Genomic DNA, 11,383 nt, shown 5'->3' on the forward strand with positions numbered 1-11,383 from the left:
TCCTACTTGCAGCCCCCACCGGCCGTCCCCGGTAGGGTGGCGCGCGCATCGTGCGCAACCGCGAATCAGAACGGCGCAACCGCGAATCCGACGGGCGCAACCGCGAATCAGGGGGTCCACACACGTGAGTACGACCGCAGCGACCGGCTTCTGCCGTGTCACCGTCGTGGCGCCGGACAGCCGCATCGACGTCGCGCTCCCCGAGGACATCGCCGTCGCCGACGTCTACCCGGAGATCCTGCGCCTCACCGGCCAGACCCAGGCGGCCGGCACGCCGACCGGCTACCACCTGGTCCGCCGCGACGGATCCGTCCTCGACGGCGCCCGTACGCTCGCCGCCCAGCAGGTCCTCGACGGCGAGGTGCTCTCCCTGCGGCCCTTCGCCCAGTCCCTCCCGCCGGCCGTCTACGACGACGTCTCCGACGCCGTCGCCTCGGCCGTCACCCGCGACCGGCACCTGTGGAGCGACGAGCTGCTGCGCGGCGCCGGACTCCTCGGCGGCATGCTCCTCCTCGTCCTCATGGGCTTCGTCCTCTGGTTCGCCGACCCGGTCCGCCACGACATGCACAGCCTCCCCGGGATCATCGCGGGCGCCGCCGGCCTCCTCCTCACCGCCTTCGCGGGCGTCCGCGCCCGCGTCTACGCGGACCGGGTCACCGCCGTCGCCCTCGGTCTCGGTGCCCTGCCCCTGCTCCTCATCGCCGGTTCCGGCATCATCGCCGCCGACCCCGGCCAGGGCCCCGGCCGCCTGCAGTTCCTGCTCGGCAGCGTCACCGTCCTCGTCGCCTCCGTGGCCCTCGTCGCCCTCACCCCCAGCGGCGACGCCCCCTTCGTCGCCGCCACCTTCCTCGCCGGCGTCGGCACCCTCGCCACCTTCCTGATGATCCTCACCGAGGCCACCGCCACCGAGGCGGCGGCCGCCTGCGCGCCCGTCGCCATCGGCCTCGTCGCCTTCCTGCCCGGCCTCTCCGCCCGCTTCGCCCGGCTCCCCATCGGCTACGCCGCCCCGCGCAGCGCCGCCGACGACGAGTTCCAGGGCGACCCGCAGCAGGGCGAGGAGGCCCAGCCCGTCGACGGCGAGCGCATCGCGCTCCAGGCCCGTCGCGGCCACGAGATGCTCCTCGGCCTGGTCGGCGGCTGCGCGGCCGTCGTCGTCGGCTCCGCCGCCGTCCTCGGCTTCGCCGGGAACGTCTGGGGCCAGCTCCTCGCCCTCGCCGCCGGCCTCGCGATGCTGCTGCGCGCCCGCCTCTTCCGGTACACCTCGCAGGTCGCCTGCGTCCTCGTCGCCGGCATCGCCGCCATCGCGCTGCTCGTCCTCGGCCTCTCGCTCAACCCGCCGGCCGACCTGGTCAAGGACCTCCTCATGTACGGGGACCGGGGCGGACTCGACATCCGGACGATCTGGCTCACCGCCGCCGTCGCCGCCGGCGCCGCGCTGATCACCGCTATCGGCCTGATCATCCCGAAGAAGGGCCTCTCGCCCTTCTGGGGCCGCCTCCTCGACCTGGCCGAGGGCTTCGTCCTGCTCTCCCTCGTCCCCCTCACCCTCGCGGTCCTCGACGTCTTCAGCCAGGTCCGCTCCCTCACCAGCAAGTAGGGCGGGGTCCGGGGCGCTCCGGCGAGCTGGTACGCTGTGTGACGGCCGTTTGTGTACGCGCTTCCGGAAGCCTTCCCAGGATCTGGAAGCTGCGCCCATCGGACCTTCGCCCGCCGAGTCACGGAAGCTTCCCCTGAGAACTGGACCAGGGGCACTCGCGGGCGCACGAACACCAAAGAGGAGATCCGCGTGGCTCTCGACGCCGCTGTCAAGAAGCAGATCATGGCCGAGTTCGGCACCAAGGAGGGCGACACCGGCTCCCCCGAGGTCCAGGTCGCGATGCTGTCCCGTCGCATCTCGGACCTCACCGAGCACCTCAAGCAGCACAAGCACGACCACCACTCCCGCCGTGGTCTGCTGATCCTGGTCGGCCAGCGCCGCCGCCTGCTGCAGTACCTGGCGAAGAAGGACATCCAGCGCTTCCGTACGCTGGTCGACCGCCTCGGCATCCGCCGCGGTGCGGCCGGCGGCGCCAAGTAAGACGCGTGGAGGGAGCGGTTCCCACTTTCAGGGGGCCGCTCCCTTTGCTGTACGTGCGCAAAGTGCGCATCGGCACTTAGTCTGGTCGCACAACCCCATACGACGAGCGCGAAGCCGCCGGCGAGCCGCCGGTCCTCGGTAGTGGCCCCCGGAACGAACAGCCGGGTGCTTCGATCGAAGACCGGCCCGCCCCCAGGGCGAGCTTCTCCGCCGCCGTCGCACACCGTCCCCGGCCACACGGGCCGAAGGACGCAAAGACGAACACGTAGGAGAAACCCATAGTGGAGAACGAGACCCACTACGCCGAGGCCGTCATCGACAACGGCGCCTTCGGTACCCGCACCATCCGCTTCGAGACCGGCCGTCTCGCCAAGCAGGCCGCCGGCTCCGCCGTCGCCTACCTGGACGACGACACGATGGTCCTCTCGGCGACCACCGCCTCGAAGCGCCCCAAGGACCAGCTCGACTTCTTCCCCCTCACGGTGGACGTCGAGGAGCGGATGTACGCGGCCGGCAAGATCCCCGGCTCCTTCTTCCGCCGGGAGGGCCGCCCCTCCGAGGACGCCGTCCTCACCTGCCGCCTGATCGACCGCCCGCTGCGCCCCTCCTTCAAGAAGGGCCTGCGCAACGAGATCCAGATCGTCGAGACGATCATGGCGCTCAACCCCGACCACCTGTACGACGTGGTCGCGATCAACGCCGCCTCCTGCTCCACGCAGCTGGCCGGCCTGCCCTTCTCCGGCCCGATCGGCGGCACCCGTGTCGCCCTGATCAAGGGCCAGTGGGTCGCGTTCCCGACGCACACCGAGCTCGAGGACGCCGTCTTCGACATGGTCGTCGCCGGTCGCGTCCTCGAGGACGGCGACGTCGCGATCATGATGGTCGAGGCCGAGGCCACCGAGAAGACCATCCAGCTCGTCAAGGACGGCGCCGAGGCCCCGACCGAGGAGGTCGTCGCCGCCGGTCTCGAGGCCGCGAAGCCCTTCATCAAGGTCCTCTGCAAGGCCCAGTCGGACCTCGCCGCCAAGGCCGCCAAGCCCACCGGCGAGTTCCCGGTCTTCCTCGACTACCAGGACGACGTCCTGGAGGCGCTCACCGCCGCCGTCAAGGGTGACCTCGCCAAGGCGCTCACCATCGCCGGCAAGCAGGAGCGCGAGACCGAGCTCGACCGCATCAAGGAGCTCGCCGCCGAGAAGCTCCTCCCGGCCTTCGAGGGCCGCGAGAAGGAGATCTCGGGCGCCTACCGCGCGCTGACCAAGAAGCTGGTCCGCGAGCGGATCATCAAGGACAAGGTCCGCATCGACGGCCGCGGCATCACGGACATCCGTACGCTCGCCGCCGAGGTCGAGGCCATCCCGCGCGTGCACGGCTCGGCGCTGTTCGAGCGTGGCGAGACCCAGATCCTGGGCGTCACCACCCTCAACATGCTCCGCATGGAGCAGCAGCTGGACACCCTCTCCCCGGTGACCCGCAAGCGCTACATGCACAACTACAACTTCCCGCCGTACTCCGTCGGCGAGACCGGCCGCGTGGGCTCGCCCAAGCGCCGCGAGATCGGCCACGGCGCCCTCGCCGAGCGCGCCCTCGTGCCGGTCCTCCCGACCCGCGAGGAGTTCCCCTACGCGATCCGCCAGGTGTCCGAGGCCCTCGGCTCCAACGGTTCGACGTCGATGGGCTCGGTCTGCGCCTCCACCATGTCGCTGCTGAACGCCGGTGTGCCGCTCAAGGCCCCCGTCGCCGGTATCGCCATGGGTCTGATCTCCGAGGAGATCGACGGCCAGACGCACTACGTCGCCCTCACCGACATCCTCGGTGCGGAGGACGCCTTCGGCGACATGGACTTCAAGGTCGCCGGTACGAAGGAGTTCGTCACCGCCCTCCAGCTCGACACCAAGCTGGACGGCATCCCGGCCTCCGTCCTGGCCGCGGCCCTCAAGCAGGCCCGCGACGCCCGCCTCCACATCCTCGACGTGATGATGGAAGCGATCGACACGCCGGACGAGATGTCCCCCAACGCCCCGCGGATCATCACCGTCAAGATCCCCGTGGACAAGATCGGTGAGGTCATCGGCCCCAAGGGCAAGATGATCAACCAGATCCAGGAGGACACCGGCGCCGAGATCACGATCGAGGACGACGGCACCATCTACATCGGTGCCCAGGTCGGCTCGCAGGCCGAGGCCGCCCGCGCCACGATCAACGGCATCGCCAACCCGACCATGCCGGAGGTCGGCGAGCGCTACCTGGGTACGGTCGTCAAGACCACCACCTTCGGTGCCTTCGTCTCGCTGATGCCCGGCAAGGACGGCCTGCTGCACATCTCGCAGATCCGCAAGCTCGCCGGTGGCAAGCGCGTGGAGAACGTCGAGGACGTGCTGGCGATCGGCTCCAAGGTCCAGGTCGAGATCGCCGAGATCGACCAGCGCGGCAAGCTCTCCCTCGTCCCGGTCATGGCCGACGACGAGAACGCCGCCGACGACAAGGGCGACACCGACCAGTGACGTCCCGTAGTTCCGTGACGACGGCCCGCCCCTCTTCGGAGGGGCGGGCCGTCGCCCGTACCCAAACGCTTCTCCCGGGCAAGGACGGCATCGGCACGGTCCGCCGCACGACCCTTCCCGGCGGCCTGAGGATCGTCACCGAGACCCTCCCCTCCGTGCGCTCCGCCACCTTCGGCATCTGGGCGCACGTCGGCTCCCGTGACGAGACCCCGACGCTCAACGGCGCGACCCACTACCTGGAGCACCTCCTTTTCAAGGGCACCCGCAAGCGGTCCGCCCTCGACATCTCCGCCGCGATCGACGCGGTCGGCGGCGAGATGAACGCCTTCACGGCGAAGGAGTACACCTGCTACTACGCCCGGGTCCTCGACACCGACCTGCCGCTGGCGATCGACGTCGTCTGCGACATGCTCACCGACTCGCTCATCCTCGAAGAGGACGTGGACGCCGAGCGCGGTGTCATCCTCGAAGAGATCGCGATGACCGAGGACGACCCCGGTGACGTCGTGCACGAGCTGTTCGCGCAGACGATGTTCGGCGACACCCCGCTGGGCCGACCGGTCCTCGGCACCGTCGACACGATCAACGCGCTCAGCCGCGGTCAGATCGCCCGCTTCTACAAGAAGCACTACGACCCGACCCACCTGGTCGTCGCCGCCGCGGGCAACGTCGACCACGCCACGGTGGTACGCCAGGTCCGCCGCGCCTTCGAGAAGGCCGGCGCCCTCACCCGTACCGACGCCGTCCCCGTCGCCCCCCGCGAGGGCCGGCGGACCCTGCGCGCGGCGGGCCGGGTCGAGCACCTGAACCGCAAGACCGAGCAGGCTCACGTGGTCCTCGGCATGCCGGGCCTGGCCCGCACCGACGAGCGCCGCTGGGCCCTCGGCGTGCTGAACACCGCCCTCGGCGGCGGTATGTCCTCCCGCCTCTTCCAGGAGGTCCGCGAGAAGCGCGGCCTGGCCTACAGCGTGTACTCGTACACCTCGGGCTTCGCCGACTGCGGCCTCTTCGGGGTGTACGCGGGCTGCCGGCCCGGCCAGGTCCACGACGTCCTGAAGATCTGCCGCGACGAGCTCGACAAGGTCGCCTCCGACGGCCTCACGGACGAGGAGATCACCCGCGCCGTCGGGCAGCTCTCCGGCTCGACCGTGCTCGGCCTGGAGGACACCGGCGCGCTGATGAACCGCATCGGCAAGAGCGAGCTGTGCTGGGGCACCCAGATGTCGGTCGACGACATGCTCGGCAGGATCGCGGCGGTCACCCCGGACGAGGTCCGCGAGGTCGCCCGCGATGTACTGGAGCAGCGGCCCTCGCTGTCGGTGATCGGCCCGCTGAAGGACAAGCAGGCGGACCGCCTCCACCAAGCGGTCTCCTGACCCACGAGTCCCTTTAAGGAAGAGCAATGAGCAAGCTGCGCGTCGCGGTCCTCGGAGCCAAGGGCCGCATCGGCTCCGAGGCGGTCAGGGCCGTCGAGGCCGCCGAGGACATGGAACTGGTCGCGGCCCTCGGCCGCGGCGACGACCTCGAGACGCTCACCGAGGCGGGCGCCCAGGTCGTCGTCGAGCTGACCACCCCGGCCTCCGTGATGGACAACCTCGACTTCTGCGTCCGCCACGGCATCCACGCGGTCGTCGGCACCACCGGCTGGACCGAGGACCGTCTCGCGCAGCTGAAGGGATGGCTCGCCGCCTCCCCGGAGACCGGCGTCCTGATCGCGCCGAACTTCTCCATCGGCGCGGTCCTCACCATGAAGTTCGCGCAGATCGCGGCCCCGTACTTCGAGTCGGTCGAGGTCGTCGAGCTGCACCACCCGAACAAGGTGGACGCCCCCTCCGGCACCGCCACCCGGACGGCCCAGCTGATCGCCGAGGCCCGGTCGAAGGCAGGCTGCGCCCCGCAGCCCGACGCCACGACCACCGCCCTCGACGGCGCGCGCGGGGCGGACGTGGACGGGGTGCCCGTGCACGCGGTACGCCTCCGGGGCCTGCTGGCCCACCAGGAGGTGCTGCTCGGCGCCGAGGGCGAGACCCTCACGGTCCGGCACGACTCCCTGCACCACTCCAGCTTCATGCCGGGCATCCTGCTCGGCGCCCGCCGCGTGACCACCACTCCGGGTCTCACGTTCGGCCTGGAGCACTTCCTGGACCTGGGCTGACGGTCATGGGCGGAAAGATCACGTACGTCTTCCTGGCCACCGTGCTGGTGCTCGTCTTCGGTGTGGTGGCCATGGAGGGCGTCCTGCTCCTCCTCACGGGCGAGCCGGCCGCCATGGGCATGGGCGCGGTGGCGTTCCTGCTGCCCGCCGTGGGCGGCTGGTTCCTCTGGAAGAACACCAGCTTCGCGCGCCGGGCCGGCCGCCTCGCCGCCGAGCTGGAGGCCGAGGGCGGCCTGCCCGTCGACGAGCTGAAGCGCACCCAGGGCGGCCGGATCGACCGGGAGTCGGCCGACGAGGTCTTCGCCCGGCGCAAGGCCGAGACGGAGGACTCGCCCGAGGACTGGCGCTGCTGGTTCCGGCTCGCCGTGGCGTACCACGACGCCCGGGACACCCCCCGGGCGCGCAAGGCGATGCAGCGGGCCATCGCGCTCCACGAGGGGCGTCCGGTCAGCGCGTAGCGGCCGGGACCGTGCCGTACTCGGCGTTCCAGGCCTCGACCGTGTCGGCCGCCCGGTCGAAGGCCTCGACACGGGAGAGGAAGTCGGCGTTGTGGTCGGTGAGCAGCAGCAGCTGCTCACCACCCTGCCGGTCGAGCACCAGGGCCTGGCCCTGGACGGTCCGGGGGAGCCCCAGCCAGCGCACCGGCTGCTGGACGGTCCGGACGGACGCCACCTTCGCCCAGGGCACGGTGACGGTCGAGAGGAAGCGCACGCGCCGCAGCCCGGCGCGGCTCACCCAGGTGCCCATGCGGAGCATCCGCAGGGCGGCCAGGATGGCGAGCAGGGCGATGCCGAACGTGGCGCCCGCGCCGCCGAAGGCACCGGCCACCGCGATGATCACGGCTGCGAGCAGCACGAACGAGGCGAGCAGCAGCGCGAGCGCCGCCGTCCCCACCCGCCACGACCCCGGCCGGTACGGACGGCGCCACTGGTCGTGGTCGTCGAACGGCAGGGCGACATGGTCGGTCGTGTCAAAAGCACGGTCGGCCGTCAGGAAGGGCAGGGGCACGACAGGTCCTCACTCACAAGCACGCTCGAAGGGGCAGTGCCCGGTGAGGCTACCTCAGCGGTTGTCGGAGGCCTCGGACTGCTGCTGACGAGTGGCCGAGTCACCCGACTGGAGCGAGGGCATCCCGAAGATCAGGGACCCGGCGAGGCCGGCCACGACGGTCAGCCCCAGCAGGGCGCGGCCCACGACCTGCGAGGCGCTGAGGCGCTCCCGGGGCGGTGGAGTGACGTTACTGCGGAAGTGGTCGGCCTCCGCGACGAACGCGAACGGGACGGCCTCTTTCCGGCGGAACATCAGAGCCACTCTCCTTCTTCTTCGTGGTGCGTCACAGGTACAGACGACGGAACCACCGTTTTGGTGCCCTTTTTCATCACAGCGGCCGAATCTCCTCCTCGGGTAGGACACCGTGAGATGGAGTGATCTCCGCCGCGCCCTGGCCATATGGCCCCGTGGGGCACACATGTCCGAACCTACGATGAGAAGTGTCCGTATTGCGGCGTTTCACGAAGTTCATCTAGGCTGATCAAACGGACCCGGCGCTGCCTGAACCCCCGAGCAGACAGCGCCGGGCTCCTTTCTCCTGTCCCCCTCAGGGACGCCCGGCGCTGAGCAGCGAGTAGCGTGTTACCCATGGCTCCGATCTCCACTCCGCAGACCCCCTTCGGGCGGGTCCTCACCGCCATGGTCACGCCCTTCGCGGCGGACGGCGCACTCGACCTCGACGGTGCCCAGCGACTCGCCACCCACCTGGTGGACGCAGGCAACGACGGCCTCGTCGTCAACGGCACCACCGGCGAGTCCCCGACCACCAGCGACGCGGAGAAATCGGAGCTCGTACGAGCGGTACTGGAGGCGGTCGGAGACCGCGCCCACGTCGTCGCCGGCATCGGCACCAACGACACCCGCCACTCCGTCGAACTCGCCCGCGCCGCCGAGCGCGACGGCGCCCACGGCCTGCTCGCCGTGACGCCGTACTACAGCAAGCCCCCGCAGGAGGGCCTGTACCGGCACTTCTCGGCCATCGCCGACGCCACCGGCCTCCCCGTGATGCTGTACGACATCCCCGGCCGCAGCGGCGTCCCCATCGACACCGAGACGCTCGTCCGCCTCGCCGAGCACCCGCGCATCGTCGCCAACAAGGACGCCAAGGGCGACCTCGGCCGCGCCAGCTGGGCCATCGCCCGCTCCGGCCTCGCCTGGTACTCCGGCGACGACATGCTCAACCTGCCGCTGCTCTCCGTCGGCGCCTGCGGCTTCGTCTCCGTCGTAGGCCACCTCGTCACCCCGGAGCTCCGCGCCCTCCTCGACGCCCACCTCGGCGGCGAGGTCCAGAAGGCCACCGAGATCCACCAGAAGCTGCTCCCGGTCTACACCGGCATGTTCCGCACCCAGGGCGTCATGACCACCAAGGCCGCCCTCACCCTCCAGGGTCTCCCGGCCGGCCCGTTGCGACCGCCGCTCGTCGAACTCTCCGCACAGGAGACCGAGCAGCTCAAGGTCGACCTGGCCGCCGGCGGGGTAGAACTCTGACACCGACTTCACAACTGAACACTGACACCAGCAAGTGCACGATTGTCATGCGCGCCACGTGCCCGACAGGTACGTGGCGCGCATGGTGAGGAGAGTCTTTTGAGTCATCCGCATCCTGAACTCGGCGCCCCGCCGAAGCTGCCCAAGGGCGGGCTGCGCGTCATCCCGCTCGGCGGTCTCGGCGAGATCGGCCGGAACATGACGGTCTTCGAGTTCGACGGCCGTCTGCTGATCGTCGACTGCGGCGTTCTCTTCCCCGAAGAGGAGCAGCCGGGCGTCGACCTGATCCTGCCGGACTTCACCATCATCCGGGACCGCCTCGACGACATCGAGGGCATCGTGCTCACGCACGGCCACGAGGATCACATCGGCGCCGTCCCCTACCTGCTCCGGCTGAAGCCGGACATCCCGCTCATCGGCTCCAAGCTGACCCTCGCCCTGATCGAGGCGAAGCTCCAGGAGCACCGGATCCGCCCCTACACCCTCGAGGTGAAGGAGGGCGACCGCGAGGTCCTGGGCTCCTTCGACTGCGAGTTCATCGCGGTCAACCACTCCATCCCGGACGCCCTGGCCGTCGCCATCCGCACCCCCGCGGGCATGGCGGTCGCCACCGGCGACTTCAAGATGGACCAGCTCCCGATGGACGGTCGCCTCACCGACCTCCACGCGTTCGCCCGGCTGAGCGAGGAGGGCATCGACCTCCTCCTCTCCGACTCGACGAACGCCGAGGTCCCGGGCTTCGTCCCGCCGGAGCGGGACATCTCGAACGTCCTCCGGAACGTCTTCGCGAACGCCCCCAAGCGCATCATCGTGGCCAGCTTCGCCAGCCACGTGCACCGCATCCAGCAGATCATCGACGCCGCCCACGAGTACGGCCGCCGGGTCGCCTTCGTCGGCCGCTCGATGGTCCGGAACATGGGCATCGCCCGCGACCTCGGCTACCTCCGGGTCCCGGCCGGCCTCGTCGTGGACGTCAAGACCCTCGACGACCTGCCGGACGACGAGGTCGTGCTGATCTGCACCGGTTCCCAGGGCGAGCCCATGGCGGCCCTGTCCCGCATGGCCAACCGCGACCACCAGATCCGCATCGTCCCCGGCGACACGGTGATCCTCGCGTCCTCCCTGATCCCGGGCAACGAGAACGCGGTCTACCGCGTGATCAACGGCCTGACCCGCTGGGGCGCGAACGTGGTCCACAAGGGCAACGCCAAGGTCCACGTCTCGGGCCACGCCTCGGCCGGCGAGCTGCTGTACTTCTACAACATCTGCAAGCCGAAGAACCTCATGCCGGTCCACGGCGAATGGCGCCACCTGCGCGCCAACGCCGAGCTCGGCGCGATGACGGGGATCCCCAAGGACCACATCGTCATCGCCGAGGACGGCGTCGTCGTCGACCTGGTCGATGGCCGCGCCCGCATCACCGGCAAGGTCCAGGCGGGCTATGTGTACGTGGACGGCCTCTCGGTCGGCGACGTCACCGAGACCCACCTCAAGGACCGCCGCATCCTCGGTGAGGAGGGCATCATCTCGGTCTTCGTCGTCGTGGACTCCTCCACGGGCAAGATCGTGAGCGGCCCGAACATCCACGCCCGCGGCTCCGGCATCGAGGACTCGGTGTTCGACGCCGTGATCCCCAAGGTCGACCAGGCGCTGAACAAGTCCGCCCAGGACGGCGTGGTCGAGCCGCACCAGCTCCAGCAGCTGATCCGCCGCACAGTGGGCAAGTGGGTGTCCGACACCTACCGCCGACGCCCGATGATCCTCCCGGTCGTCGTCGAGGTCTGACAGGCCTGACCAGCGCGGTACCGGAGCGGGGCCCCTCGATTTGCATCGGGGCGCCCCGCTCCAGTACGTTTACGGCTCCGCCAGAACGGGAAGCCCCGGCGCCTTCGTGCGCCCGGAGGGTGAACCGGGAGGCGGGAAATCCGACTCAGAACTTCTGATAAAGTCGAGACGCGCCGGAAGGCCTCGAAGAAATCAAATTCGAGACCGGAAAGCACCGAGGAAATCGGATCGAAAAGATCTGATAGAGTCGGAAACGAAGGAAGCGCCCGGAGGGCCTGGAAACAGGAACGAAGGAAGCGTCCGCACCTTGAGAACTCAACAGCGTGC

Annotated in this window: 10 protein-coding genes; 8 read left to right on the plus strand and 2 right to left on the minus strand. The window is 70.0% G+C overall.

The features are described from left to right. Positions 1–124 precede the first annotated feature (124 nt). The 6 genes from eccD to ACZ51I_RS18475 all read left to right on the plus strand — a co-directional run bounded on the left by eccD (position 125) and on the right by ACZ51I_RS18475 (position 7,191). Positions 125–1,597, plus strand: a complete 1,473-nt coding sequence (eccD, locus tag ACZ51I_RS18450) for a type VII secretion integral membrane protein EccD (protein ID WP_468876798.1) — start codon at positions 125–127, stop codon at positions 1,595–1,597. Between the two features lie 189 nt (positions 1,598–1,786). Next, the gene (gene rpsO, locus ACZ51I_RS18455) at positions 1,787–2,077 is read left to right on the plus strand and encodes a 30S ribosomal protein S15 (RefSeq protein ID WP_015036567.1); all 291 of its coding nucleotides are present in this window, start codon (positions 1,787–1,789) and stop codon (positions 2,075–2,077) included. Positions 2,078–2,358: 281 nt separating this feature from the next. After that, entirely contained in the window at positions 2,359–4,578 is a 2,220-nt protein-coding gene (locus ACZ51I_RS18460) for a polyribonucleotide nucleotidyltransferase (protein ID WP_468876801.1), read from the plus strand. After that, positions 4,575–5,954 carry a M16 family metallopeptidase gene (locus tag ACZ51I_RS18465; RefSeq protein ID WP_468876803.1) on the plus strand — a complete coding sequence of 460 codons (1,380 nt, stop codon included), beginning with the start codon at positions 4,575–4,577 and terminating at the stop codon, positions 5,952–5,954. Before ACZ51I_RS18460 ends, ACZ51I_RS18465 begins: the two co-directional genes overlap by 4 nt. Positions 5,955–5,980: 26 nt before the next feature. Beyond that, a complete protein-coding gene (gene dapB / locus ACZ51I_RS18470; RefSeq protein ID WP_468876805.1) occupies positions 5,981–6,733 on the plus strand; it encodes a 4-hydroxy-tetrahydrodipicolinate reductase in 753 nt (250 codons plus the stop codon). Between the two features lie 5 nt (positions 6,734–6,738). Next, entirely contained in the window at positions 6,739–7,191 is a 453-nt protein-coding gene (locus ACZ51I_RS18475) for a hypothetical protein (protein WP_468876807.1), read from the plus strand. Here ACZ51I_RS18475 and ACZ51I_RS18480 read toward each other — a convergent pair. Both ACZ51I_RS18480 and ACZ51I_RS18485 read right to left on the minus strand, forming a co-directional pair. After that, positions 7,181–7,741 (minus strand): hypothetical protein, encoded by a 561-nt coding sequence (locus ACZ51I_RS18480; RefSeq protein WP_468876809.1) that lies wholly within the window; start codon positions 7,739–7,741, stop codon positions 7,181–7,183. The two genes, ACZ51I_RS18475 and ACZ51I_RS18480, sit on opposite strands and share 11 nt — an antisense overlap. Before the next feature lie 54 nt (positions 7,742–7,795). Next, positions 7,796–8,035, minus strand: a complete 240-nt coding sequence (locus tag ACZ51I_RS18485; protein WP_468876811.1) for a hypothetical protein — start codon at positions 8,033–8,035, stop codon at positions 7,796–7,798. Between the two features lie 336 nt (positions 8,036–8,371). Here ACZ51I_RS18485 and dapA point away from each other — a divergent pair, with 336 nt between their 5' ends. After that, complete coding sequence (dapA, locus tag ACZ51I_RS18490; RefSeq protein WP_468876813.1) at positions 8,372–9,271, plus strand: 4-hydroxy-tetrahydrodipicolinate synthase; 900 nt, start codon at positions 8,372–8,374, stop codon at positions 9,269–9,271. Positions 9,272–9,370: 99 nt separating this feature from the next. Next, the gene (locus ACZ51I_RS18495; RefSeq protein WP_468876815.1) at positions 9,371–11,056 is read left to right on the plus strand and encodes a ribonuclease J; all 1,686 of its coding nucleotides are present in this window, start codon (positions 9,371–9,373) and stop codon (positions 11,054–11,056) included. Positions 11,057–11,383: the final 327 nt, after the last annotated feature.

The sequence above is a fragment of the Streptomyces sp. NPDC034084 genome, from assembly GCF_055575535.1.

What these genes read in the sequence shown, in the direction of transcription:
- dapB (WP_468876805.1), top strand. Translation starts at nt 5,981, where the DNA reads ATGAGCAAGCTGCGCGTCGCGGTCCTCGGAGCCAAGGGCCGCATCGGC.
- ACZ51I_RS18475 (WP_468876807.1), top strand. Translation starts at nt 6,739, where the DNA reads ATGGGCGGAAAGATCACGTACGTCTTCCTGGCCACCGTGCTGGTGCTC.
- ACZ51I_RS18485 (WP_468876811.1), bottom strand. Translation starts at nt 8,035, where the DNA reads ATGTTCCGCCGGAAAGAGGCCGTCCCGTTCGCGTTCGTCGCGGAGGCC.
- dapA (WP_468876813.1), top strand. Translation starts at nt 8,372, where the DNA reads ATGGCTCCGATCTCCACTCCGCAGACCCCCTTCGGGCGGGTCCTCACC.